The 23599-nt window shown below is 58.4% G+C and carries 25 protein-coding genes; 14 read left to right on the forward strand and 11 right to left on the reverse strand.

Annotated features, from left to right (window positions below; translation table 11 throughout):
• Window positions 1-9: 9 nt before the first annotated feature.
• The 6 genes from ED655_RS08420 to ED655_RS08445 form a co-directional block, all read right to left on the reverse strand.
• Entirely contained in the window at window positions 10-780 is a 771-nt protein-coding gene (locus ED655_RS08420; RefSeq protein WP_122049792.1) for a cellulose synthase operon protein YhjQ/BcsQ, read from the reverse strand.
• A 496-nt stretch (window positions 781-1276) separates the two neighbouring features.
• Window positions 1277-2326: a family 8 glycosyl hydrolase gene (locus ED655_RS08425; RefSeq protein WP_122049793.1), complete on the reverse strand. Its 1050-nt coding sequence runs from the start codon at window positions 2324-2326 to the stop codon at window positions 1277-1279.
• A gap of 479 nt (window positions 2327-2805) precedes the next feature.
• Window positions 2806-4593: a sensor histidine kinase gene (locus ED655_RS08430; protein ID WP_162993446.1), complete on the reverse strand. Its 1788-nt coding sequence runs from the start codon at window positions 4591-4593 to the stop codon at window positions 2806-2808.
• 51 nt (window positions 4594-4644) lie between these two features.
• The gene (locus ED655_RS08435) at window positions 4645-4833 is read right to left on the reverse strand and encodes a NepR family anti-sigma factor (RefSeq protein ID WP_122049795.1); all 189 of its coding nucleotides are present in this window, start codon (window positions 4831-4833) and stop codon (window positions 4645-4647) included.
• Window positions 4834-5035: 202 nt separating this feature from the next.
• Window positions 5036-5614 (reverse strand): sigma-70 family RNA polymerase sigma factor, encoded by a 579-nt coding sequence (locus tag ED655_RS08440; RefSeq protein WP_023978043.1) that lies wholly within the window; start codon window positions 5612-5614, stop codon window positions 5036-5038.
• Between the two features lie 170 nt (window positions 5615-5784).
• Window positions 5785-6258, reverse strand: coding sequence for a sigma-70 family RNA polymerase sigma factor (locus tag ED655_RS08445; protein ID WP_031240265.1), 474 nt, complete (start codon window positions 6256-6258; stop codon window positions 5785-5787).
• A gap of 184 nt (window positions 6259-6442) precedes the next feature.
• Here ED655_RS08445 and ED655_RS08450 point away from each other — a divergent pair, with 184 nt between their 5' ends.
• Together ED655_RS08450 and ED655_RS08455 are read left to right on the forward strand one after the other, a co-directional pair.
• The gene (locus tag ED655_RS08450) at window positions 6443-7186 is read left to right on the forward strand and encodes a PhyR family response regulator anti-anti-sigma factor (RefSeq protein WP_122049796.1); all 744 of its coding nucleotides are present in this window, start codon (window positions 6443-6445) and stop codon (window positions 7184-7186) included.
• Between the two features lie 36 nt (window positions 7187-7222).
• Window positions 7223-9040 (forward strand): ABC-F family ATP-binding cassette domain-containing protein, encoded by a 1818-nt coding sequence (locus tag ED655_RS08455; RefSeq protein WP_122049797.1) that lies wholly within the window; start codon window positions 7223-7225, stop codon window positions 9038-9040.
• 56 nt (window positions 9041-9096) lie between these two features.
• Here the strand turns inward: ED655_RS08455 and ED655_RS08460 are convergent, their stop codons facing one another.
• Window positions 9097-10092: a Gfo/Idh/MocA family oxidoreductase gene (locus ED655_RS08460; RefSeq protein ID WP_475647873.1), complete on the reverse strand. Its 996-nt coding sequence runs from the start codon at window positions 10090-10092 to the stop codon at window positions 9097-9099.
• Window positions 10093-10256: 164 nt separating this feature from the next.
• Here ED655_RS08460 and secD point away from each other — a divergent pair, with 164 nt between their 5' ends.
• Both secD and secF read left to right on the forward strand, forming a co-directional pair.
• On the forward strand, window positions 10257-11804 hold the full coding sequence (gene secD / locus ED655_RS08465; RefSeq protein ID WP_122049799.1) for a protein translocase subunit SecD: 1548 nt from the start codon (window positions 10257-10259) through the stop codon (window positions 11802-11804).
• Between the two features lie 4 nt (window positions 11805-11808).
• Complete coding sequence (gene secF, locus ED655_RS08470; RefSeq protein WP_023978050.1) at window positions 11809-12747, forward strand: protein translocase subunit SecF; 939 nt, start codon at window positions 11809-11811, stop codon at window positions 12745-12747.
• Between the two features lie 62 nt (window positions 12748-12809).
• On the opposite strand, the gene ED655_RS08475 is transcribed toward secF, so the two are convergent.
• Window positions 12810-13181: a hypothetical protein gene (locus ED655_RS08475; protein WP_152530160.1), complete on the reverse strand. Its 372-nt coding sequence runs from the start codon at window positions 13179-13181 to the stop codon at window positions 12810-12812.
• Between the two features lie 69 nt (window positions 13182-13250).
• On the reverse strand, window positions 13251-13709 hold the full coding sequence (gene mscL, locus ED655_RS08480; RefSeq protein ID WP_023978052.1) for a large-conductance mechanosensitive channel protein MscL: 459 nt from the start codon (window positions 13707-13709) through the stop codon (window positions 13251-13253).
• A gap of 250 nt (window positions 13710-13959) precedes the next feature.
• Here mscL and rpmE point away from each other — a divergent pair, with 250 nt between their 5' ends.
• From rpmE to ED655_RS08510, 6 genes are all read left to right on the forward strand, one after another.
• Window positions 13960-14193, forward strand: coding sequence for a 50S ribosomal protein L31 (rpmE, locus tag ED655_RS08485; protein WP_023978053.1), 234 nt, complete (start codon window positions 13960-13962; stop codon window positions 14191-14193).
• Window positions 14194-14351: 158 nt separating this feature from the next.
• Window positions 14352-14849 (forward strand): Hsp20 family protein, encoded by a 498-nt coding sequence (locus tag ED655_RS08490; RefSeq protein ID WP_122049801.1) that lies wholly within the window; start codon window positions 14352-14354, stop codon window positions 14847-14849.
• A gap of 238 nt (window positions 14850-15087) precedes the next feature.
• Window positions 15088-15672 carry a DUF1013 domain-containing protein gene (locus ED655_RS08495; protein WP_122039647.1) on the forward strand — a complete coding sequence of 195 codons (585 nt, stop codon included), beginning with the start codon at window positions 15088-15090 and terminating at the stop codon, window positions 15670-15672.
• Window positions 15673-15748: 76 nt separating this feature from the next.
• The gene (locus ED655_RS08500) at window positions 15749-15949 is read left to right on the forward strand and encodes a DUF465 domain-containing protein (RefSeq protein ID WP_023978056.1); all 201 of its coding nucleotides are present in this window, start codon (window positions 15749-15751) and stop codon (window positions 15947-15949) included.
• Window positions 15950-16477 (forward strand): 5-(carboxyamino)imidazole ribonucleotide mutase, encoded by a 528-nt coding sequence (gene purE, locus ED655_RS08505; RefSeq protein WP_023978057.1) that lies wholly within the window; start codon window positions 15950-15952, stop codon window positions 16475-16477. It abuts the gene before it with no gap.
• Window positions 16474-17631 (forward strand): 5-(carboxyamino)imidazole ribonucleotide synthase, encoded by a 1158-nt coding sequence (locus ED655_RS08510; RefSeq protein WP_122049802.1) that lies wholly within the window; start codon window positions 16474-16476, stop codon window positions 17629-17631. The genes purE and ED655_RS08510 overlap by 4 nt, the downstream gene beginning before the upstream one ends.
• Here ED655_RS08510 and radC read toward each other — a convergent pair whose 3' ends face one another.
• Window positions 17632-18381, reverse strand: coding sequence for a RadC family protein (gene radC, locus ED655_RS08515; RefSeq protein ID WP_240993580.1), 750 nt, complete (start codon window positions 18379-18381; stop codon window positions 17632-17634).
• A gap of 71 nt (window positions 18382-18452) precedes the next feature.
• Between radC and ED655_RS08520 the strand changes: the two genes are divergently transcribed.
• Complete coding sequence (locus tag ED655_RS08520; RefSeq protein ID WP_346773214.1) at window positions 18453-19112, forward strand: HAD hydrolase-like protein; 660 nt, start codon at window positions 18453-18455, stop codon at window positions 19110-19112.
• A 25-nt stretch (window positions 19113-19137) separates the two neighbouring features.
• Here ED655_RS08520 and ED655_RS08525 read toward each other — a convergent pair whose 3' ends face one another.
• Window positions 19138-19836 carry a JAB domain-containing protein gene (locus tag ED655_RS08525; RefSeq protein WP_122049804.1) on the reverse strand — a complete coding sequence of 233 codons (699 nt, stop codon included), beginning with the start codon at window positions 19834-19836 and terminating at the stop codon, window positions 19138-19140.
• A gap of 27 nt (window positions 19837-19863) precedes the next feature.
• Between ED655_RS08525 and ED655_RS08530 the strand changes: the two genes are divergently transcribed.
• Genes ED655_RS08530 through ED655_RS08540 form a run of 3 tightly spaced genes read left to right on the forward strand, consistent with a single transcriptional unit; the run spans window position 19864 to window position 23544 of the window.
• Window positions 19864-22092: an ATP-dependent helicase gene (locus ED655_RS08530; protein ID WP_122049805.1), complete on the forward strand. Its 2229-nt coding sequence runs from the start codon at window positions 19864-19866 to the stop codon at window positions 22090-22092.
• Entirely contained in the window at window positions 22089-22985 is an 897-nt protein-coding gene (locus ED655_RS08535) for a 50S ribosomal protein L11 methyltransferase (protein ID WP_240993581.1), read from the forward strand. Before ED655_RS08530 ends, ED655_RS08535 begins: the two co-directional genes overlap by 4 nt.
• Window positions 22978-23544, forward strand: a complete 567-nt coding sequence (locus tag ED655_RS08540; protein ID WP_122049807.1) for a GNAT family N-acetyltransferase — start codon at window positions 22978-22980, stop codon at window positions 23542-23544. The genes ED655_RS08535 and ED655_RS08540 overlap by 8 nt, the downstream gene beginning before the upstream one ends.
• Window positions 23545-23599 lie beyond the last annotated feature (55 nt).

Consider the following 23599-nt stretch of genomic DNA (forward strand, 5'->3'; position numbering starts at 1 on the left):
GCTCTCGCTTCAACTCAGGCTATTGATTGTCTGAACCAGCCGCGTACCGATCAACTCCAGATCAGCGGCGGCCCGCGAATAAGGGGCGTAATGCTGCACAAGCCTCTGGCTGGCAAAGGCCTCGCCTACATGCTCGTCTCGACACACTGTGCCGAGATGCATCGCACCAATGCGGCGCACAATCTGGGGAAGGGCCATGGAACCAACGCGGTTGAGGGGATCAAACCGATTGACGACCACCTTATGGGTAAAATGAGCAGTCTCCGTAGGAGAAATGCCGTAGCAACTTGCGGAGTGAATATCAGGCAATAGTGAGATGCATGAGGCCTCAGCTGTCATCACGGAGACGATGACATCCGTGAATGGCAGGATTGAAGCGAAGGCTACAGAATAGCCCGGTGACGTGTCGACGATAACGACTGTATCGTCTTTTTCAGAAAGGCGTGCGACCTCGGAAGCAATAAGGTCAGGGCGGAGCCTTACTGCGTGATCGAAATCAGCCTGGGCATGGATGGGCTGCGATCCGAACGGGAAGAGCTGTATGTCATTCGAGGTCTGGACCATTGCTCCATCCCATGAATGACCCGTGGCTATTGCCCCCGAGAGTCCGTAGCGGTGCGACATGGGAACCCCGAAATGCAATCGAAGAGCATTTTGCGGGTCGAGATCTATCGCAACGACGTTGGGTGTTCCCGCGCGGCGTATTTCGTCCGCCAGATGCGCGGCAATCATGGTCTTTCCAACACCACCCTTAGGAGAGGCTATGCAGATAAGGGTCATATTTTTTTATTGCTTCCGAAAACCTGTTTGAGATCGTATCAGCGTCGGAACATTCCGTGTAGCCGCCTCGAAGGTTCGCTTATATGCGGAGCGCGAGATCTCAATCGGCCGAAAAAGTCAGCGAGAGGCAGCTCACGCCATCCAGATTCGCTCGTGGCAACATCACTGACAGGCGCACCCGGTGCAATCGGGGGTAATTTGGTCTGCATCGCTGGAGCCGGGCGGCTGGTCATGGGCTGCGCGCGTTCCGGAACCGGCTTGACTGCCTCCTGCGCGGGCGCAACGGCAGGAGAAGCCGCAAAGGCTGAAGACTGTTCAGTGGAGTGGCGCGGTAAAACGCTCTTGTCAGCCGGAGCCGGTCGTGACGCCGGGTTCTCGGCTGGAGGCTCGGATGCCGCTATACGAGACAAGGCATTGAAATCCTGAAAACCCTCATCCTCCGTTACAGGTGCCGGCTCGGAAAAGGATTCATGAAGTATTTTGAAGGTATCAGGCATCAAACTAGCTCCATGGATGCAATTCGTGAAAGCAGGGTGAGCGAAGCAGAGTAGTAGTCATCGCTCTCCTTCAGTTCGGGTAGATCAGGCAGCGCATCTGCCCCGTTCAGGGCAACAAGATAGACCGCTCTGAAGCCGGGAGGCGCATTGTATGGTGAGCGCTCACCCGTCATGAGATCCACCCAAGCCGGCAAGGCAGTCATCGAGTAATTCTGACTTACCGCGTAGAGCGACTGAGTGAGCGTCGTCGGCATGCGCTTCCCCCACTTGAGATAAAGCGGGATGCGTATGGCATCGTAGGAGAAACGGGGCGGATAATTGGGTGCGGGGACCAGGCGCTCCGACCTGCGGTCAATCGCGAGCCAGTCAGGCGGCAGACCCCACAGACCGAATCGGCTTGCCTGAACCAGTTGCTGGCCGTGTTCGATCACAGTTTTCCAAGGGCCATCCGGGTCCAGAAGCGCAGCACGATCGAGCGCAGGCATAAGGTAGTAGGAGAGATTGATGATGGCAGATTTCGGCCTGTCGAATCCCTTCATGCCCGGCAGGAGGACGACCCTGCTACCAACTTTTCTCACGCATTTCTGGGCAAGATCACGCGTGATCGCTTTCGCCTGCTCCAGATAGGTTTCTGATCTCCAGAGAATGGCGGCACGCCGCAACGCCCAGACGATCATGAGATCGCCGTCCGTTGCGTTGTTCGTATCGCTCACATGCGGAGCTGTGGGCGTCCAGCGCCAGCTATGGAGATTTCCATCCCGATGCTTCAGATTCTCGCGCGTCCAGTTCCAGATGCGGTCGAACGATATCCGATCGTTGAAGGTTGAGGCGAAGAGCAGGCCATATCCCTGCCCTTCCGAATGCGAAACATCGTGATTACCTGTATCGACGATACGTCCTTCCGGACGGAGGAAGCGCTTCTTGTAAAGCTCCCAGTCAGGATCACCCAGACCCTGCGTCTGCGCAAACGCCTTTCCAGTTGCCGAGAGGCACGCAGAAACAAGAATTGAGTCACGGCAAAACTGGCGCCTGACCATGGAACGAAACATTAACGATCTTTCGACAATATCAGCATTGTTGCGGCAAGACACAGCAACACCTTGCTATTTCCAAACGGTTTTCGTCAATAGTTGAGTTGAGTTTCGTCAAAATCGAGCAATTTGCAGGGTGATTTTAACATTATTGACATATCTCTATATAGAATATGCGCGTTACCGTTAAATTTTCCTTTGCCGCAACTCAAAGAGCTGGACCAGACGAGAAAATTCCAGATTCGGGAGATGATACGTTCGGAAATATTGCGAATTGGCTATCGCTCCGTCCCATTGACCGCCCGACAGGGGAACGAATGCTTATTCTCGCTCCCGAGTGTCTTTCATATCATTTCAACGCGCTGCGAACGCCACGCCCAGAATGTCGATCCAGGGACCTCTCAAAGGCGGCCATATGCAAGGTAGGTGTCGATTGCCTAAGGGCTGTGTCCTTGATGCCTCGCACCAGGTACCTGGAGGCGCTCAGCTCAGCCTCGTCAGGCCAGATTGCGTCTTTGCAGATGAATCGGAAATACGAGCCTGTAGACCGTGCCCTGCTCCGATATGATGTCGAGCGTAGCGCCAAGTTGACGGGCAAACCCGCGCACGAGTTGTAGACCTATACCTTCGCGCTTCTCGCCCTCCGACGGAAAGGCAAGCCCTACGCCGTCATCCTCAATCAAAAGCAGAGCCGTATCCTCAACGCGATTGAGCTGAATGCGAACAGCGCCTGTCCTTCCTTCCGGAAAGGCATAGCGAAGAGCGTTCGTCACGATTTCCGTCACGATAAGCGAGAGCGGTACCGCCTGATCGGGAGTTATCGGCAAGTCGTGAACATCAAGCGACAAGCTGATACGACCTCTGTTCGCATGGTTGTTGGCGGTAAAGATCTGGCTTGCCAGTTCCTCCAGAAATGCCCGTATATCCAACGTGCTCAAACCGCCCTCGGGGTAGAGATAGCGGTGTAATGTAGCCAGAGACCGGACGCGATCCCTGACAAGGTGGAACTCTTCCCTGGCTTCCGGCAGCTTGATCCGGTTGGCCTGGAGGTTAAGCAACGAGGCCACGATCTGGAGGTTGTTTTTTACCCTGTGGTGAATCTCGCGGATCAGGAGATCCTGCTGTTTCGTCGCCCTTTGCAGTCGCGCTTCGTGACGATCCAGTCGTCTGGTAGCTCGATTAAAAGCACGCTCCATCTGACGAATCTCAAGAGGGAGAGATTTCGGAAGATCAGGCTGGAAAAGCCCATGCCGCCGCCATTCGGAAACACTCGATGCAAGTTTCTCGAGGGGTTCGACAAGGTAACGTTGTGCAGCAAGCGCTACCAGAAGGAGCTCAACGACGAGTATGAGTACAATGAGCATCACGCGCGCCAGGAAGAGTTGCAATGCACGTGTTTCAGCAGCACTGCGAACAGATATGGCGACAATGCTTGTAGGGCCGTACCCAGGAATGAGCGTATAATAAACGTCGTTGGACTCGAAATGATCTGCCTGCCGTCCCACCTTCAAATCAGCAAGAAGGCGATCCGTGACCTCCTTGGAGAATGGATCATTGACACGCTGACGGGCAGTCAGGGCAATCGGTGGCGTGTTGCCCGTGAAAAGCCATAGGTCGGTTGCACCGGCATCTGCATCACTCGCCGTATGGGCGTATTGTGCATTGGCTACGAGTTCCTGGTTGACGAGAGGGCGAAAAGCAACGAGTTGGCCCGGTACCAGCGCCCCCGTTCGATCGACGTAGTTCAGGCTGATCGCAGACCTTACGAGGAGTATGGAACCTGCGGTGATAACGTCAGCGCCGTGACTACCAGGGGAATTATGCCCAGAGAGCAGCACGTCATGCGTGGCTCTGGCCAGAGCAAGCAGATTGGCCTGACAGGGGTTGCCATCCCGCTCGTTACCACGGCTGCTCGCGATAACCTTCCCCAATCGATCGATCAGCTCGAGCGAGCAGTAATGCTGCTGACTGATGGATTGCACGAGCTGGAACGCCCTCGGGGCAATCTCCTCATGCAGGGTGATCTGAGCCAGGGTTTCCAAAGCGCCCTGCGCACGCCCGAGGTCGGCGGCTATTTCATGTCGAGCACTCAGGGCATCCGCACGCGTGCGTTCGAAACTATTGTCCGATGTGGTGAGGTAAGCATGCCAGGCCAGCACGCCGGCGACCGAGGCCAGGGGCACAGAAGTGCAGATGATCAGCGCCATCACGCGCGAGCCTACAGTGTCGAGCAACCCGGAGCGCGACCGAAGACCACCGAGAGGGAAAATAGAGGGAATCTTCAAGGTGATACCCTCAATACTGTAAATGCGGGAGGTTGCCCTTCAAGCCTGCGACTACGGCTCTTGCTCGTCACGATCTTCCTCAATCAGGCGCAGCAATTCTTCAGGGATAGGTTCGTTTGCCACGTCGTCGAACAGTTGGTGCAGCCCGCGCTTCAACCAGAGATCGAAGGGATTATCGGCTTCCTTGCTGAGGCCTGCCTGGCGGGGCTTCTCCGGCGTGCCGTCCTTTCCCCCAGTCATGTCCTCACCTCAACAAAAAAATTCAACCCACGCGATCTTAACAATGCGTCGCCGGACGAGTTGCACTAACGAAATTTAATCATCGCATTTTGAAGAAAAGGAAAGACCCAATCGCGTTGAAGGGGAGTGAGCTACCTCACTCCCCTTCAAAATTCTGCAAATATGTCGCAGCATCAAGGCCTTCTGATTACGCTACAGATAATCAGAACGTGAACAGATCGTCAGATTTGAGTCCCTTGCGGCGACGATCATCCAGCGTGGCGCGGAGAGCAGCAACCTTAACGCGCAATTTGTCGTTCGCGGGCAGGTCGCCGGTCATCCAGGCCTCGAGTTGACGACGGGCACGGAATACACGGCTCTTGGCCGTTCCGACAGCACAGCCCGTAGCTTCTGCGAGGGCTTCGTAGCTCATGCCCTGCACAACGACCATTACGAGAGCCTCGCGCTGATCGGCAGGCAGACGGGACAGAGCCATCGAGAGATCTTTAAGCGCTAGACTGTCTTCGTGCGTCGCATTGCTAGCAAAGGACGATGCGGGCACATCCTCGATATCCGTCGTCTCACGGCGCTTGCGCAGATCGGAAATGAAGCGGTTGCGCAGAATACGATGCATCCAGGCCGAAAAATTCGTGCCGGGGATGAAGCTGTCCTGAGCCGCAAGGGCATTGCATACCGCGTCCTGAACCAGATCCTCGGCTGCGGAACGGTTGCGTGTCAGGGACAGAGCCTGAACGCGCAGTTTGGGGAGAATCTGAATAACCTGGTCATGGAAGCTGGTCATGCGAAAATCCTTCTTCGCTCGGTGCTTTTCAACGGACCAATGAACGGGCGGAGGAAGAGGTTGCATGCAATGACAAAAAACTGAAAAATTTTGTCAAAGGCCTGAAATGCCTCGTCGCAAGGACAGTTTGTGGCGGTCAGGCAGAGCGCTTACTGCTCCCCACAGTCTCTCTATGCGGGATCCGCAGATGGTGAAGCGATCTCGGCAAGCTGGGCTCGTGCTCTCGACACACGCGCTTTCATCGTACCGACTGGACAATCGCAGATCGCAGCGGCCTCCTCGTAACTCATCTCCTGAGCGCCAACGAGAATCAGCGCCTCACGCAAAAGCTCAGGCAGACGCCACAAGAGCTGTGAAAGATCCATGACGCCATCCTTGTATCGATCGCGCTCATCGAACCCTTCCTCACTACCTCGTGATATCTCGCCGAGAATCTCTGTTTCTTTCACCTTGCGACGGCGCTGCTCAAAAAAAACATTCCTCAGGATGGTAAATAGCCAGGCCTTGAGATTGGTCCCTGGAACGAAGCTGTCACGCGCGGCCAGCGCACGCAAAACCGTGTCCTGCACGAGGTCATCGGCTGCGGAGGCGTCTCTGGTAAGGTAGCGTGCAAAACCGCGCAGATCGATGAGGTGCGTGGCAATTCCCCGCCGGACGGGGTCAGCCTTCGCGCCCGCCTCTCGCGGATTGTCTGGCTTGTGGGTGCTCAGCCTGTGATCTCCCGGTAGCACATGACTGCATTCCTCTTTGCTCAGCGCCGAAAAAGTGCCATCGTAACGCAACGAACCGCGTTGTGTTGGCGGAAAATTTCTGGAGCTTCGTTTCTCTATGGTCGATGCAGAGCGCCAAGACCTCATGCAAGCCTTGCCCTTTGCGCGACGTTTTGCAAGAGCTCTTGAAGGCACACAGAAGCAGGGTGATCAGCTTGTGGCCCTTGCCATACGCGACATGGCTACGCGCAAGGGTGGACATGAGATCAGTGTTCGCTTCCGTCTTTACAAGTCGATCATCGACTGTTTTCAGGCGGCCAATGCCAGCGCTCATCCTCCGTCATCCCTCACCCTGACGCAACGCTTCGTCCTGCTTCTCACCTCGCTCGAGGAGGTACCCCTCAGCGCCGTTGCCATGATCCTCGGGCGAACAGAGGCCGATATCCTTGCTGATATCGCCAAGGCGAATGAGGGTCTGCGTTCGGTCGCTGAGACAAGTGTGCTGATCATCGAGGACGAGCCCATCATCGCAATGGACATCCAGGATGTGGTGCAACAATGCGGCCATCGCATTGCTGGTGTTGCCTACACTGAGGCCGATGCCGTGCGGCTGGCCAAGGAAACACGCCCCGGACTTATCCTGGCCGACATCAATCTCGGTGGCGGCGGCGACGGCATGCACGCTGTTGGTCGCATTATGAAGGACCATCAGGCACCGGTGATTTTCGTGACCGCTTATCCCGAGCGGCTGCTTACAGGCGAGCAGGAAGAACCATCTTTCATTATCACCAAGCCCTTCGAGCCTACCACGCTGGCCATAACGACCTATCAGGCGGTTACGGGCGGTCTCAAAGCGATCTGACTTGCATCGACGCAGCCGGTGCGACACATAGGGCGCATGGCTGCACCGATCCTTCATCTACGCGATATCTCCTATACTCTCGGGGGTCGTCCACTGCTGGACGGTGCCGAAATCGGGGTTGCCCCGGGAGAAAAGCTGTGCCTTGTGGGCCGCAATGGCTCAGGCAAATCGACGCTTTTGCGTATTGCTGCTGGCGAGATCCTTCCTGACGCTGGCCAGTGCTTCGTGCAGCCCGGGATCAAGATCGTTTATCTCCCGCAGGAACCAGACCTTTCGGCTTTCAGGACGAGCTACGACTACGTTGCTCAGGATCTGCAGCCCGAGGAAGATTATCTCGCCCGTAGCATGCTCTCCGAACTGGGTCTGACAGGTGATGAAAGTACGGCAACACTCTCGGGTGGTGAAGCCCGTCGCTGCGCCCTCGCCCGCGCCCTTGCTGCGCGGCCGGATCTTCTGCTTCTCGATGAGCCGACCAACCATCTCGATTTGCCGACCATCACATGGCTCGAGCGCGAGCTTGCCTCCATGCGCTCAGCCATGATCGTGATTAGCCATGATCGCCGCCTCCTCGAAACTCTCTCGCGGGCCGTCGTCTGGCTCGAGCAAGGCATCACTCGCCGCCTTGATCAGGGTTTCGCCCGCTTCGAGGACTGGCGCGAGGAGGTTCTCGCTCTAGAGGAGCTTGCGGCTCACAAGCTCGATCGCGAGATCGCCCGTGAAGAGGACTGGATGCGCTATGGCGTGACAGCCCGTCGCAAGCGCAACGTCCGCCGCGTGGCCGAGCTGGCCTCGCTGCGTTCGCGCCGCAAGGAGATTGCGAGCCAGTTCCGTGGGTCGCTCAAGCTGACCGTGTCAGAAGCCCAGACAACCGGAAAGCTGACAACGGTCGCAGAGGATGTGACCAAGGCATTCGACGAGCGGGTTGTGGTCAAGAATCTCGATCTGCGCGTGCTCAAGGGCGATCGCCTTGGGATCGTCGGGGCCAACGGTATGGGCAAGACGACGCTTCTTCGTCTCCTCACCGGCGAGGATCAGCCCGATACGGGACGCGTACAGGTAGGTCCCTCCACCTCGCTTGTCACGCTGGACCAGCGGCGCGCAAGCCTCGACCCGTCCATGACGCTAGCGGATACCATGACCGGGGGAAGCGGCGACATGGTGCAGGTGGGCGATGAGAAGCGCCATGTCATTGGGTATATGAAGGACTTCCTGTTCCGCCCCGAACAGGCGCGCACGCCGGTCGGTGTTCTCTCTGGCGGTGAACGTGGCAGGCTTGCCCTTGCCTGTGCGCTGGCCCAGCCATCAAACCTGCTCGTACTCGACGAGCCGACGAATGATCTTGACCTTGAGACGCTCGATCTGTTGCAGGAAATGCTGGACGACTATCCGGGTACGGTCATGCTGGTGAGCCATGATCGCGACTTTCTGGACCGCGTGGCCACCTCGGTTCTTGTGGCGCAGGGCGACGGTCACTGGATCGAATATGCCGGTGGGTACAGCGATATGCTGGCCCAGACTGGCGGCGAAGCCCCGGCTGAGCGCAATGCAAATCCCGACAGCAAAACCGCCGAACCACGGGAAAAGGGTATCGCAAAATCAGAGCGCAACAGCAAGAAGCTCAGCTATAAGGACAAGCTGGCGCTTGAGAAACTCCCTGCGGAAATCGATCGTCTCGAGAAGCTCATCGTCACCCTGCGTGAGACACTCTCAGATCCGTCGCTTTACAGCAAGGACGCGAAGAAATTTGCCCGGGTAAGTGACGAGCTCACTTCTGCCGAGGCATCGCTTACCTCTGCCGAGGAGGAATGGCTCCTGCTCGAAATGAAAAAAGAAGAAATCGAGTCCGGCGCCTGAACACCGGACCAGAAATCTTCGAGGGGTAAGGAGCAGGAAAATGCCCCTCTTCCAGCTCAGGCCTCAGTTGGAGACAGGCTGTCGCCTGATGCGATAAGCCCTGACATCTCCATGCGCGCCCGCGTGTCATCCATGCTAGCCTTGACGCGAATAGCCGCATCGAGCGCCCGTATACCCGCCTCCGCATCGACAAGGATCGGTGCGCCGTCCAGGCATGCCGCTGCGAAAGCATCGTGCTCGGCCGCAAGGCAGTCATTGTCCTTCCACCGCAGTGCCTCGCGCCGGAAGCCCCCCGTGCCCGGTAAAGGCAAGCCACGCTTGCGGCCAATCATGGTCAGCTCCTGCTGAACGAAGTCGGCCGAGAGATAACCCTCTTCCGAAAAGACACGCATACGACGTTCGGTCTTGAGCGAGATACGGCTGGCCGAGATGGAGGCGACACATCCATTGGCGAACCGTACCCGTGCATTGGAGATATCCTCATGCTCGCTCGATACCGCAACACCTACCGCGTCTATGGACTCGATGGGAGAGTCGACCAGTGAGAGAACCAGATCGAGATCATGGATCATCAGATCGAGAATCACCGACACATCCGTGCCGCGTGGCTTGAAGGGGGCAATCCGCGTCGCCTCGATATACAGAGGCTTGCCGATACGCTCTGAAATCGCCTTGTGCTCAGAGGAGTACCGCAGGAGGTGACCCACCTGAAGCACCACGCCATTACCCTTCGCCAGTACCGCCAGGGTTCTGGCTTCATCAAGGGTCGCAGCGATGGGTTTCTCTACCAGCACGTGACGCCCTGCCTTGAGGCAGGCTGAAGCGACCGGGAAATGCTGTTCCGCCGGGGCTGCCACGATCACTGCGTCTGATTGGGCAATCAGGGCCTCAAGGCTTGCCGCCACTGCACAACCGGCCTCCTTCGCGACAAGCTGTGCCCTCGCCTGATCCGGGTCGTAAAGGGCGACAAGCTGCTCGCGCGGACAGTCCTTTGCCTTGAGCGCGTGAAAGCGGCCAAAATGACCAGCCCCCACAATTCCGACCTTCAGCATATCTTTTCCCGGTCCGTGCACGTCTGAAATCATGTTTTTGGTGTAGCAGGGGGCACAGGGAGGTTGCAACGCAGAGCGCCTGCCTGCATCTTCCCGCAGCCTGACCGCCTTGCGGTAGCCTCAAATCTCCGGTCGTTACAAGAAGGACGCCGCTCCGTTCGATGATGTACTATAGTCGGCCTACCATGCTGGGAGTTCTCGGGGTCTGTTTCCTCGGCCTCCTGCTTTGCCTGCCCAATTTCATGCGTGCGCCTGCGGCCAAGCTGCCCTGGCATCAGATCCATCTGGGTCTTGATTTGCGTGGCGGTTCCTATCTTCTGCTTCGACTCGATCAGCAGAGCCTTGTTGATGACCGCCTTCAGGGTCTTGAGGATCAGGCCAAGCAGGTCCTGATTGAAAAGAACCTTGGCTATCGCGATTTTCGCAAGGATGCCGCTGGACGAACCCTCAGCTTCCTCCCGCGTGATGCAAGCGAGCAGCAATCCAGCCTTGAGGCTCTCTCCTCGCTCACTGGCGCTGGCAGCGACGTAGCCGCCGCGATCGATCACGACCGCATCGTGATGACCCTGAATGAGGCCGCGTTGCGTCAGCGTGCGCGCGAGGCTGTAGGACAGTCCATCGAGATCGTCCGTCGCCGTATCGACAGCACAGGTGCAGTGGACCCCGAGATTACGCGACAGGGAGACGACCGTATCGTAGTCGAACTGCCTGGCATCAGTGATCCTGAGCATATCAAGCGTCTTCTGGGCACCACCGCCAAGATGACATTCCGCCTGCTTGCCAACTCGGCCGGAGGGGGTGCCGTCGCGCCGCCGGGATCCACCCTCATGCAGGATATCAGCACGGGTGCGATGTTGCCAGTGCTGGATCATGTTGCTGTTGATGGCGCGGCGCTGAACAATGCCGGTGCATCGATCGACCAGCAATCGGGCGAATGGGCTGTTACCTTCTCGTTCAATCGTGCAGGCGCCCGCGCATTTGCACAGACCACCACCGAAAACGTCGGCCGACGCTTTGCGATCGTGCTCGACAACAAGGTGATCGAGGCCCCGGTCATCCGGACCCCCATTACGCAGGGTAACGGCCAGATCACGGGCAACTTCACCGCTCAGACAGCAACCGATCTTGCTGTGATGCTGCGCGCAGGCGCCCTGCCCGCGCCGCTGGCGGTTATCGAGCAGCGCTCGATTGGTCCGTCCCTCGGTGCTGATTCGATCCGGGCCGGTGCTATCAGCCTGGCTATTGGCTTCATCTTCGTGATCGTCTTCATGGCGCTGTTCTACGGGCGCTTTGGCCTCTATGCGAACATTGCGCTGCTGGCCAACCTGGTGCTGATGACGGCTATCCTCTCGCTGTTCGAGGCCACACTGACCCTGCCGGGTATGGCGGGTATGCTGCTGACACTCGGCATGGCAGTCGATGCCAACATCCTGATCAATGAGCGTATCCGCGAGGAAGTCGGGCGCGGACGCACGGCACTTGCTGCCATGCAGACAGGTTTCGAACGTGCCTCCTCCACCATCATCGACAGCAATGCGACGGCCTTTCTTGCGCATGTCATGCTGTTCGTGTTCGGCACTGGGCCCGTGCGCGGCTTCGCCCTGACGATTACGGTCGGTATCGTCACCACCCTCTTCACCACCATGCTGCTATCACGTCTGCTGATGGTTCGCTGGTACGCCCTTACACGCCCCACAGAACTGCCGGTCTGAAGCGATGCTCTCACGTCCTCTTTTCCGCTTCGTCCGTGAAGACAAGCATATTCCGTTCATGCGGGGCCGTTATGCCGGCCTTGCCACCTCGGCCATCCTGTCGGCTCTCTCGGTCGTTCTGTTTTTCGTGCCTGGCCTCAAGCTCGGTCTCGACTTCCATGGGGGTATCGTTGTGGAGGCCCAGACTCAGGGACCGGCAGATTTCGACAAGCTGCGTCATGCGCTTGCCGTCCATAATATTTCCGCGGCGGGGCTACAGCGCTTCGGGGCTGAAAACGATGTGCTGATCCAGCTCGACACACCACCTGCCGGCCCGACGCAGGAAGCCGATACGCAAAAGCTGGTCGATACCGTGCGCCACGCAGTTGTCGAGGCTCAGCCGGGTACGCAGGTCCTGCGCGCCGACGCCGTTGGCGCTTCGGTCTCTAGCGAGCTGTTTCGCAACGGGCTTCTTGCCCTTGGGCTCAGCCTTGCCATGATCCTGGTCTATATCTGGATCCGGTTCGAATGGGAGTTCGCAATCAGCGCCGTGATCACGCTGGTGCTCGACCTCACCAAGACGGTCGGGTTCCTTGCTATCACACGCTTCCAGTTCGATCTGGTGATGGTGGCCGCCATTTTGACGATTTTGGGCTATTCCACCAACGACAAGGTGGTTGTCTATGACCGCGTGCGTGAGAACCTGCGCAAGTATCGCACCATGCCCCTGCGTGAGTTGCTCGATCTCTCCATCAACGAGACGCTCAACCGGACGCTCGGCACGTCCATGACGGTGTTTCTCGCTGCGTTGCCGCTGGCTATCTTCGGGGGCCATAGCCTCTCAGGCTTTGCCACCGTCATGCTCTTCGGCATCGTGGTCGGAACATCGTCGTCGATCTTCATTGCGGCACCGCTGCTTCTGCTTATGGGCGAGAAGCGTCTGCGTCGCAGCAAGGCTTCCTGAGGCTAAAATTCCGGGGAGGTTGGCTTGCCTCCCCTAGCCCCGTGACCGATGCCTGAATCAGGTCAGGGTGCCGCCAGCCCTGGTTTTGTACCATCAGCGGCTGGCTGGGGCACCGGGGTGGCATAATCCAAAATCTGCATAATTCCACCGTCAGCGAGCCTGAAATTGGCGTCCGTGGGCGAGAACGCAGCCTGCCGTATCAATTGCCACGTATTGTGATCGATCGCGATCAGGCGTGCGATATCGGTTTTCGTCGCCTTGTGCTGCATGATGCGCACGATCATGCCGTGCTCTGCCATGCCATTCGCAATAGCATAGCTTGTGAGCAGAACGCTCGGTGAGCGGCTCTGCATCAATTGGTCGCCTGCGCCTCCGGCACAAGCGGTAAGAGACAGGGCCGAAACCAGAATTGCGGATGAGAGAAAATGGCGCATGAACAGATCATGCGCCACGAAACAGCGCCCGCCAAGCGGGCGCATCAAGACAGGGTGATAAAGACTGGCTTATCTGGGATCCTTCGCGATCAGATCGCGGATTTCTGTCAGCAGAACCTCGCTCTTGGTCGGCGCAGGCGGGGCCGCCGGCGCGGCTTCCTGCTTATGCTGGAAACGGGAGACAATCTTGATGAGCCAGAATACAGCGAAGGCCACGATCAGAAACTGAATTACGGCGTTGAGGAATACGCCCACATTGACTGTAACGGCCCCGGCCTTTTGGGCTTCGGCGAGGGTAGGCAGAACCGGGCCCTTGAGCGTGATGAAGATGTTCGAGAAATCGATCCCACCTGTAAGCAGCCCGATGCCAGGAGTAAGAATATCCTTGACGAGACTGGTGACAATCGACGTGAAAGCTGCACCGACGATGATACCGACAGCCATGTCGATGACATTGCCACGCATGATGAACTTCTGGAATTCGGCAATCCAGCCGGGGGTGTGCAGCTTTGAACGTAGATCAGACATCGTGAGTTTTTTTCCTTCAGGTAAGGGATTGTAGATAGCGTGTTCAGGCTCGGTTCGTGACGCGGGCATCACCCGTGTTCGAAATGGTCAAGCACCCCAGATTTTGGGATAAAACCCTGCGGCCCGATAGAAAAAACAATGGGGGCGCAGAAGTTTCTGCGTTTTTGTCGTTTCCCTGACCGTTTCTTTCCGTTATAGCCCCGCCATCCGCTCCGGTCGGCATCGGAGCATTGCAACAAGGACAGCACAGATGAAGACCGGCATTCACCCCGATTATCACGAGATCACCATCATCATGACTGATGGCAGCGAGTTCAAGACACAGTCCTGCTATGGCAAGGCTGGCGACACGCTGCGTCTCGACGTTGACCCGAAGTCCCACCCGGCCTGGACCGGCGTGCAGCGTATGCTCGACACGGGAGGCCAGGTGGCCAAGTTCAACAAGCGTTTTGCCGGCATCGGCGCTCGCGCCGCCAAGAAGTAATATCAGGCGCTCCTTCCCGGGCGGGGCCTTGTCCCGCCCGGAAACGATCCCACATCAAGCCTGTCACAATGCCCATATGGGGTTGCGACAATGCTTCATGTTTCTGTGCCGGCCCATGCGGAGGCGCAGTATCGGATCTGCCTTGAAGGAGGTTCTTCATGTCCTACGATTTCGCACCACTTTTCCGCTCGGCGATCGGTTTTGACCGCCTGGCCCGTCTGGTTGATGATGCCGTGTCCAATGCACCGGCCCATGCCAGCTATCCCCCCTACAATATAGAAAAATCGGCCGAGGATGTTTATCAGGTCACCATGGCACTGGCCGGGTTCGGTCCTGAGGATGTCGAGGTTTATCTCGCCGAGAACCAGCTGATCATCAAGGGTCATGTACCTCGCAAGACAGCAGCTGGCGAGTTGCTCCACCGCGGTATTGCGACCCGGGCGTTCGAACGACGATTTGCGCTCGCTGACCATATCGAGGTTAGTGGTGCCGAACTGGTGAATGGTCTGCTGACCGTTTCCGTGCGGCAAGTCACTCCCGAGGCGCTCAAGCCGCGCCGCATTCCGATCTCGCAGGGTACGCCAGCCTCGAACAGCGTCAGGGCCTCCGGCTTGTCAGCAGCCTCCAGCCCCCTTCCGGTCAACCACGCGGCCTGATTCAGACCTGATCCACCGCTTTGCATCACGGGGTGGTGTCGAGGCGAGATGGTCTTGCACCCGGGTTTTTTACCAATAATGCGCGCAGGGGCTTGACCCCTGCCGCTCTCGCAGACCATATCAGCGCAGACTTTGCTATGCATCCAGCAGGTGCCGCGCAGATCTCCCCGGTACGCCGGGCAAGGACATTCAAATCGGTGCCTGCTGGAGCGATGCTCCTCACGCAGGATGGACCGAGATGACCTTGCCGCTTATGCCGAAAGCCACCGCAGTATGGCTGATCGACAAAACCGCCCTCACCTTCACGCAGATTGCCGAATTCTGCGGCATGCATCCGCTTGAGGTGCAGGCCATTGCTGATGGCGAGGTTGCTGCGGGCATCAATGGCTACGACCCGGTCAAGAACAACCAGCTGACGCAGGAACAGATCACCCGTTGCGAAGGCAACCCGGATCTGCGCCTCAAGCTTTCGGCCAAGGCCAACCCGGTTGCCCGTCGCGCCAAGGGCGCACGCTACACCCCGATCGCGCGCCGCAATGACCGCCCGGATGCCATCGCTTTCGTGCTGCGCCAGTTCCCCCAGCTTTCGGAACTCCAGATCATCAAGCTGCTGGGCACGACCAAGGATACCATCGCCAAGGTGCGTGACCGCCAGCATTGGAACAGCGCCAATATTAAGCCGCGCGATCCGGTGATCCTGGGCCTGTGCAGCCAGACGGACCTTAACGCTGCGGTACAGGCCGCCAATGAGCGCCTCGCCCGTGAAGGTCATTCTGTGCCTGTCGTCGCAGAAATGTCAGAGTTTGACGACACAGAGAACTAAGTAGGGATAGCGCCGGCCATTAACCCTGTTGTAGGATTTCGCGGGTAGTGGCTGAAATGAAAGCGGAAAGAACCTGATGCTCGTTGATCATGAAGTCATGCTCCGCCGCCTGCATGAACTGCGCAGCGAGCACCGCGACCTCGATACGGTGATCGATCGTCTCGTCCAGCATCCGCTCAATCAGTTGCAGCTTCAGCGCCTCAAAAAGCGCAAGCTGCTTCTGAAGGACGAAATCAACTTTATCGAGAACCGCCTTATACCGGATGATATTGCCTGAATGAGCGAAGACCTCGATCTATACAGCCAGACAACCGATCTGGCCCAGACACCTCGCGTTGGTATCATCATGGGAAGCCAGTCGGACTGGTCGACCATGAATTTTGCCGCCGAGAAGCTGACCGAGCTCGATATCAGCTTCGAAACACGCATTGTTTCCGCCCATCGCACCCCTGACAGGCTGGCTGAATACGCCCGTAGCGCACGGGGTCGGGGGCTTCAGGTCATTATCGCCGGGGCTGGCGGTGCAGCCCATCTGCCCGGCATGGTTTCGGCCTGGACCACACTTCCGGTTCTGGGCGTGCCTGTCGAATCCCATGCCCTGAAAGGCATGGACTCCCTGCTGTCGATCGTCCAGATGCCGGGCGGCGTGCCGGTTGGCACACTCGCCATCGGCAAGGCTGGCGCCATCAATGCAGCGCTTCTTGCGGCCTCTATCCTGTCCCTGCAGGATGAAGGTGTCAGGGCACGTCTGGATACATGGCGCGCCATGCAGACAGCCTCTGTAGCTGACACCCCTGAAGCATGAAGGTTACAGCCCTCCCTCCGGGGTCGAAAATCGGCATCATCGGTGGCGGACAGCTGGGCCGGATGTCTGCGGTAGCCGCCTCCCGTCTGGGCTATCACGTGCATATCCTGAGCGCCGAGGCTGATCCGCCAGCGCAGGAAACGGCACAGCGTGTGACCATCGGGGCTTACGATGATGAAGCTGTGCTACGCAACTTTGCGCAAAGCGTCGATGTCATCACGTTCGAGTTCGAGAATATCTCCGCGGCTGGTCTGGATCTGCTGTCCTCCCTTTGTCCGGTGCATCCGGCAGGACCCGTTCTCGCTATCAGCCAGGATCGTATCCTCGAAAAGACTTTCCTGAGCGACAGTGATATCCCGGTAGCGCCCTGGATTTCAGTTCCGAACGCTGCATCGCTTGAGGATGCAGCGACCACGCTGGGATTTCCTTTCCTGCTCAAGACCGCGCGGTTCGGCTATGACGGCAAGGGTCAGTTTCGTATCGCTGATCAGGCCGCCTTCGATGCGCTTAATCGCGATCTTCCCTTCCCGCTCATTGCCGAAGGGTTTGTGGATTTCGAGCGCGAGCTGAGCGTGATGGTCGCCCGCAACGCGAGCGGTGCCACCATGTGCTTTGCTGTGACAGAGAACCAGCACAGGGATGGTATTCTCGATGTCAGCCTAGCCCCAGCACGTATCCCGGTACTTCTGGCCGAACAAGCCGAAGCGCTGGCACACCGCATTGCCGTCACACTTGACCTTGTGGGAATTCTTGGCGTCGAGATGTTCGTCTCGGCAAAGGGAGAGCTTCTGGTCAACGAGATTGCACCGCGCCCGCATAATTCCGGCCACTGGACGATGGATGCCTGTCTGATCGACCAGTTCGAAATGCATATCCGCGCGGTAGTCAATCTGCCTCTGCCTGATCCCTATCGCCATAGTGATGCGGTCATGAAAAACCTGATCGGTCAGGATGGCATGGATGTCTGCAGTGCTGTTCTTTCGGGTTCAGGTCTCGCCTTGCATCTTTATGGCAAGACCGCATGTCGGGAAGGCCGCAAGATGGGTCATGTGAATGCGCTTTTCCCGCTCGGGGCGCTGCCGGGTTCGTTTGGTATCGCGGCACGCTTCGATGAAGCACTTGGCGTCGGCAGAGACCCTCAGCCGGACGACTGATCAGCGTTCGGCCATCAAGCCAAGCTCTCTGAAGCTGGTATAGCTGCCATTGCCGATAATGATATGATCGGCAATCCGAACCTCTATCAAGGCTGCGGCGCGCTGTGTGTCATGCGTCATCGCTATATCGCCGTCGGAAGGCGTTGGGTCACCGCTTGGGTGATTATGGACAAGCACGATGTTCCTTGCCCCGATCTCCATGGCGCGTCGTGCGACTTCGCGCGGATAGACAGGTGTGTGGTTCACCGTGCCCCGTGTCTGTGCTTCATCTGCCAGAAGACGATTGTGCTCGTCGAGAAACAGGATACGGAATTGCTCGATCGGCTCGCGGGAAAGACGGGATTTCAGGTAGTCGAGCATTGACCTGGGATTGGAGAGGATATCGCCCTCACCCATTCGTGCACGACTGACCCGTATGGCTGCCTCGTGAAGGAGGGTGATCGTGCAGATGAGGTGGCGATCCAGCGAGACAACTCCCGCAAGAGTGCGCTGCTCTGACGAGAACATGGCAGCCAGCGAACCAAAACGCATCAGCATATTCTCGCAGAAAGGTATTCGCTTCCCGGCGGGCACGCCTGTCCCTTCGCAAAAAAGATACAGAAGCGCCTCGTCCGACAACACCGGCCCTTGCCCATCAGTCATGGCCATGTGAGGTAATTCCATCGAGCCGAACATAGCCTGTGCGGCGTCAACTCGCTGCACGCCCGATCTCACATCCATGCCGCCATGCTCGTAAATGACTTCTTTCAACGGCATCTCCGCCAAGATCAATCGAGTGATGTATGTCAGAGTTTGACCAATATACGAGTGATCATTCTGTCTTGTTCGATCTTGACGGCACGATCATAGACTCCCGCATCGGGATCATCGACACTCTTCATGGAGTCGTGCGGGCACTTGGCCACGAGCCTGATCTGTCGATCGATCTTACATGGGTTGTCGGCCCCCCTCTGGCCGAACTGATGGAAGAGGTCATTCGAGTCTATGGGGACAACAGGGTAGAAGAAGCGGTAGCGCTTTACAGGGTCCTCTACGACAAATCTGGCAGGTTCCAGACGCCTGTCTTTCCCCACATGGCCGATCTCCTGCGTGCGCTCGCGCGCTCGCCGGTCAGGATCTTCACGGCGACGTCCAAACCAGCCTCACTTGCCCGGGAGATATTGCGTCAGCATGGCCTCGATGACTGCTTCGATCATGTTCACGGCGCTGCCGATGATGACAGCGGCGGCGAAAAGCCGGAGATGATCGCGCGCATCATGCGGCAGGAGGGACTATCCCCTGCCCGGACACTCATGATTGGCGACAGGCGATTCGATATCTCGGGGGCACATGCCAACCACCTGCGCGCCATTGGTGTGCTTTGGGGCTATGGTGGCGAGGTAGAACTGACCGAGGCTGGTGCCGACCTTCTTGTCGGTTCACCTGGTGATCTGCCACCTGCCCTGCACGGTCAATTTACGGCGCTTTCCCGCCTCTGCTGATGTGGAACGGCCTGCGCAAAATCGCCTAAAAAAACCCCTTCTGCCTCAGGCTCAAGGGGAGCCGCCTTTCCGAGACGACCACGACATCATGGACAATCATGGCGAGAGCACCGGCCTCAAGACTGAGGCGCTCCGCAAAACGACGCAGGGGCGAGGTTGCTGCATGAAACGTGGTCAGTGTTTTCTGGACGCCTATGAAAGAAACAGCCTGAAGCGCCAGTGCCCTGCGGAAAATTGGCGCGGTAGTGGAAAAATCATCCACCGGTTCGTCAGCCAGCAACCGGTTGCGATTATCCAGATAGAGCAGTCGAAACTGTTCAGGTACGGCACTCGCCATCACGCCTGAGAGATACGCGCAGAGCTGGTCCCAGTTCTCCAGTCGGGGACGCAACCGGTCTTCCGCGAGAGCCAGCCGGTCGGCGAGTACTGGGGGAAATCGCAGAAGCAAGAGCCCCTTCTCGTTCACGCCCAGCGATCGTAAATCCTGGGCGGGGGCTGCAAAGACGGCAGAGAGACTTCCAAATCGTTGCAGGAGCGCCTTGGCCAGGGGTTTGGTATCGCGCCGGGGTATGCTGTTGAACAGCAGCACCTCCAGGATTTCGTAATCGGCGAGTGTGTCCGCCCCTGCGCTCATCACGCGATGGCGCATGCGCTCACGATGCCCCTGAGGCCCCACACCGCGGAGCAGGTTCTTGCTTTCAGGCGAAAATGAGCGTTTGGCCATAAGGGCATTACATTCTATATCGGTCGGGTGACGCAATCCCTCATTCCATCCCCCTCGCCCGAATACCTTGAACGTCTCAATCCCGAGCAACGGGAGGCTATTGAGACGACCGAGGGACCGCTTCTGATCCTGGCTGGAGCGGGCACGGGCAAGACACGCGTTCTGACGACACGCTTTGCGCATATCCTGCTCGATGGCCGCGCGCGCCCCTACCAGATTCTGGCGGTCACCTTTACCAACAAGGCTGCGCGTGAAATGCGCGAGCGTGTTGGCGCTCTGCTTGGCGAGAGTGTGGAAGGGCTGTGGCTGGGCACATTCCATGCCCTGTGCGCACGGATGCTACGCCGTCACGCAGAATATGTCGGGCTGACCACTGGCTTTACAATCCTCGATACCGACGACCAGCTTCGGCTCGTGCGTCAGATCATGGAGCCGTTCCGCCTCGATACGAAACGCTGGCCACCTCAAGCCCTGCTCGGTATTTTCCAGCGCTGGAAAGATCGCGGTTTGACGCCCGAACAGGTGACGGCCGCCGAGGATACGGATTTTGCAGGAGGACAGGCGCGCAAGCTTTACGCCGCCTATCAGGACCGGCTCAAGGCAGTGAATGCCTGTGACTTTGGCGATCTCATGCTGCATACGCTTGAGATCCTGCGCACACAGCCAGACGTTCTGGCCCAGTATCACCGGCTGTTCCGCTATATTCTGGTCGATGAGTATCAGGACACCAATACGATCCAGTATCTCTGGCTGCGTCTGCTGGCCAAGCGCGAGCACGGACCGGCCAATATCGCCTGCGTGGGCGACGACGATCAGTCGATCTATTCATGGCGCGGTGCCGAGGTGGAAAACATCCTGCGCTTCGAGAAGGATTTCCCCGGCGCGAAGATCGTTCGCCTCGAGCGTAACTACCGTTCGACAGCGCAGATCCTTGCCGCGGCTTCAGGGCTGATTGCTCATAATTCAGGCCGTCTGGGCAAGACGCTTCGGCCCGGTCGCGAGGACGCACAGGGCGAAAAGCTGCAGATCATCAGCGCATGGGATTCGGACGAGGAAGCCCGCATCGCTGCCGGGGCCATCGAGCGGCTGCGCAACGAGGGGCACCCCCTTTCCCAGATTGCCATTCTGATGCGAGCGGGCTTCCAGACGCGTCCCTTTGAAGAACGTTTCCTGACACTTGGCCTGCCTTATCGCGTGGTCGGTGGATTGCGCTTCTATGAGCGCGCCGAGATACGCGATGCCATGGCGTATATGCGTGTTCTGGCCCAGCCCGCCGATGATCTTGCCTTTGAGCGGATCATCAACGTGCCAAAGCGCGGTGTGGGCGCCGCCGGTTTGCAGAAGCTTCATCATGAGGCGCGCAGGCTGAATGCGCCGCTCAGTGTTGGCGTTGCTCATGCCCTCGACACCGGCCTGGTGAAGGGCAAAGGCCGCGACGCGCTGTCAGGCCTCATGGAGGCTTTCGCCCGCGCCCGCGAAACCCGTGAGAGCGAAGGCCATGTGGTGGCCATGGAGCAGTTGCTGGAGGAAAGCGGCTACCTGCCGATGTGGCGTGACGATAAGTCGCCCGAGGCCCCGGGGCGGCTCGACAATATCAAGGAATTGCTTCGGGCCATCGGTGATTTCGGCACGCTCGAAGGCTTTCTCGAGCACGTGGCACTCGTCACAGAGACCGAGGACAAGGCGAGTGCCGACACGGTCAGCCTCATGACCCTGCATGGGGCCAAGGGGCTGGAGTTCGACACAGTGTTCCTTCCCGGCTGGGAGGAAGGGGTGTTTCCCTCACAGCGCAGCCTTGATGAAGGCGGTCTCAAGAGCCTCGAGGAAGAACGCAGGCTGGCTTATGTCGGGATCACCCGCGCCAGGAAACGAGCGATCATTATTCATGCCGCCCGTCGACGCATCTATGCCAACTGGCAGGACTCCATGCCCAGCCGCTTCATTGACGAGATTCCTGCTGAAACGGTCGAACATAGTGGACAGGCCATGCAGGAGCGCCGTCAGGCTGCCGCGCAGACATCCATCTTTGCATCGGGCCCGCTGAGCAGCACGCAAGGGCGTTTCCGCACACCCGCCCCCCGCGTGACAGATGTGCGACCCGATGCCTCACATGGAATTGCCTCGGGCGCACGCGTGTTCCATCAGAAATTCGGCTATGGCACCGTGCTCGGTGTCGAATCCGACCGATTGCATATCAACTTCGAGAAGGCAGGCGAAAAACGCATTATGGCCCATTTTGTGGAACAGGTCTCGTGAGCGCATCCAGACGACACGCTTCGGCGCTTGAAACCATCTCCGTCACCGTCGCTGATGAGGCCGTGCCGCTTTTCGAACAGGCCTTTCTGACCGTTTGCACCACGGTTGGCATTTTCGAGGCTAATGAGGACCAGAACATCTGGCGCGTCGAGGGCGTGAAGGATGTGGGCCATGCCGAAGAGGAGCTTGCCCGCGCCCTGACATTGGCGCGCCTCATGACCGGCGTGGACGCCGAGCTTGTGCGCGAGCGCACCGAGGCAGAAGGCTGGCTTGCCCGTACCTATGAAGCCTTTCCGCAGCAGGATGTCGGACGGCGCTTCGCCATTCGGGGTACCCACCTCACCCCCAGCCACAAGCGTGACCGCCTGACCATCACGCTGGATGCTGGGATTGCCTTCGGCTCGGGCGAGCATGGTTCCACCCGTGGCTGCCTGAGGGCGCTGGAGGACATGGCCTGGCGCAAACCGGCCCGTATCCTCGATATGGGCTGCGGGTCGGGTATTCTGGCCATGGCGGCGGCACGTCTTTTCAACAAGCGTATCCTTGCCGTGGATATCGAGCCCTGGTCGGTCCGGGTGGCCGCAAGCAACGCGAAGCTCAATGGCATCGGCCCGCTGATCGATGCCCGCCTGGGCAATGGCTGGATGACACCGGCGGTTCGTGCCAAGGCCCCTTACGATCTCGTCTTCGCCAATATCCTGGCACGCCCGCTCTGCAAGATGGCGCGTGATCTCGGTAGCCATCTTGCTCCGGGCGGCACGGTCATTCTTGCTGGCCTGCTGACGACTCAGGCCCGTATGGTGCTGGCCGCGCACAGGCGACAGGGACTTGTGCTCGAGAAGCAGTACTACGAAGGCGAGTGGTCCACGCTGGTTCTGCGCCGTCGTGACTGAACTTCGCGACGCGACCGAAAGCGACCTGCCCGCCATTCTCGCCATCACCAATGATGCGATTGCGACTTCCGAGGCGATATGGGCAACGTCACCGCGCAGCCTGGAAGAGCGACGCGGCTGGATGGCCGATCGGAAGGCTGCCGGCTTTCCGGTTATCGTCGCTGTGGAAGACGGGACCATCCTCGGCTTCGCCTCCTACGGGCCGTTTCGCGTCTATGAAGGCTATGCCCGCACGGTGGAACATTCCATCTATGTGGCACGTGCAGCGCAGCGCAAGGGTATCGGTCGCATGCTCCTTGAGGCCATAACAGCTCATGCCGAACACGCCGGGATGCATGTGCTGATCGGGGCCATTACTGCCAGCAATACCGCTTCGATCGCGCTTCATCGTGCAGCAGGGTTCAGCGAGAGCACGCCCCTTCCTCAGATGGGTTTCAAGTTTGGTCGCTGGCTTGATCTGGTCTTTATGTATCGTCTTTTTGAGGAAGATGGGCATTCAGGACTGATGCAGGACACGCCGTCGCCCGACAGCGACACAAGCCCGCCTCACCCGGTCTGAGCAGGCCGAAACCTCGTTACAAACGTCCCGCAATGCCCTGCTTGCAGGGCCCGAG

Origin of the sequence: Asaia bogorensis (assembly GCF_900465345.1) — a bacterium.
Classification (GTDB): Bacteria; Pseudomonadota; Alphaproteobacteria; order Acetobacterales; family Acetobacteraceae; genus Asaia; species Asaia bogorensis_A.

Coding starts and splice junctions, on each gene's coding strand:
- ED655_RS08420 (WP_122049792.1), bottom strand. CDS start 780: ATGACCCTTATCTGCATAGCCTCTCCTAAGGGTGGTGTTGGAAAGACC.
- ED655_RS08425 (WP_122049793.1), bottom strand. CDS start 2,326: ATGTTTCGTTCCATGGTCAGGCGCCAGTTTTGCCGTGACTCAATTCTT.
- ED655_RS08435 (WP_122049795.1), bottom strand. CDS start 4,833: ATGACTGGGGGAAAGGACGGCACGCCGGAGAAGCCCCGCCAGGCAGGC.
- ED655_RS08440 (WP_023978043.1), bottom strand. CDS start 5,614: ATGACCAGCTTCCATGACCAGGTTATTCAGATTCTCCCCAAACTGCGC.
- ED655_RS08450 (WP_122049796.1), top strand. CDS start 6,443: ATGGTCGATGCAGAGCGCCAAGACCTCATGCAAGCCTTGCCCTTTGCG.
- ED655_RS08455 (WP_122049797.1), top strand. CDS start 7,223: ATGGCTGCACCGATCCTTCATCTACGCGATATCTCCTATACTCTCGGG.
- ED655_RS08460 (WP_475647873.1), bottom strand. CDS start 10,092: ATGCTGAAGGTCGGAATTGTGGGGGCTGGTCATTTTGGCCGCTTTCAC.
- secD (WP_122049799.1), top strand. CDS start 10,257: ATGTACTATAGTCGGCCTACCATGCTGGGAGTTCTCGGGGTCTGTTTC.
- secF (WP_023978050.1), top strand. CDS start 11,809: ATGCTCTCACGTCCTCTTTTCCGCTTCGTCCGTGAAGACAAGCATATT.
- ED655_RS08475 (WP_152530160.1), bottom strand. CDS start 13,181: ATGCGCCATTTTCTCTCATCCGCAATTCTGGTTTCGGCCCTGTCTCTT.
- mscL (WP_023978052.1), bottom strand. CDS start 13,709: ATGTCTGATCTACGTTCAAAGCTGCACACCCCCGGCTGGATTGCCGAA.
- rpmE (WP_023978053.1), top strand. CDS start 13,960: ATGAAGACCGGCATTCACCCCGATTATCACGAGATCACCATCATCATG.
- ED655_RS08490 (WP_122049801.1), top strand. CDS start 14,352: ATGTCCTACGATTTCGCACCACTTTTCCGCTCGGCGATCGGTTTTGAC.
- ED655_RS08495 (WP_122039647.1), top strand. CDS start 15,088: ATGACCTTGCCGCTTATGCCGAAAGCCACCGCAGTATGGCTGATCGAC.
- ED655_RS08500 (WP_023978056.1), top strand. CDS start 15,749: ATGCTCGTTGATCATGAAGTCATGCTCCGCCGCCTGCATGAACTGCGC.
- purE (WP_023978057.1), top strand. CDS start 15,950: ATGAGCGAAGACCTCGATCTATACAGCCAGACAACCGATCTGGCCCAG.
- ED655_RS08510 (WP_122049802.1), top strand. CDS start 16,474: ATGAAGGTTACAGCCCTCCCTCCGGGGTCGAAAATCGGCATCATCGGT.
- ED655_RS08525 (WP_122049804.1), bottom strand. CDS start 19,836: ATGGCCAAACGCTCATTTTCGCCTGAAAGCAAGAACCTGCTCCGCGGT.